1 protein-coding gene is annotated in these 250 nt (G+C 49.2%); it reads left to right on the forward strand.

Features of this window, described 5'->3' with window-relative positions; translation table 11 throughout:
- Positions 1 to 31: 31 nt before the first annotated feature.
- Complete coding sequence (locus CWB80_RS22160) at positions 32 to 247, forward strand: hypothetical protein (RefSeq protein ID WP_138686322.1); 216 nt, start codon at positions 32 to 34, stop codon at positions 245 to 247.
- Positions 248 to 250 lie beyond the last annotated feature (3 nt).

The raw sequence follows: 250 nt of genomic DNA on the forward strand, positions 1-250 counted from the left end.
CCAACTCAGCACGGGAGATTAGACGCTCGGTATGAACCCAGTTGTGACCTCAGTAGCTGTTGAAGCAGCATTTGAATTAGAAAACGACTGGCGCATCGAAAACCGCTTAAGAACGTCATCAGGAAGCGGTAACGTTATTTCTCTTATTCCCGCTGAAGTTGCAAGTGCAAGCTCTATTGCTTCGAGGATTGCTGGTTATGGTGCATCGCTTGTTTTTGCAAATGGGGGGTCAGCAGGCGAAGCCTAGGGC

Origin of the sequence: Pseudoalteromonas sp. S1650 (assembly GCF_005887195.1) — a bacterium.
Lineage (GTDB): Bacteria > Pseudomonadota > Gammaproteobacteria > Enterobacterales > Alteromonadaceae > Pseudoalteromonas > Pseudoalteromonas simplex.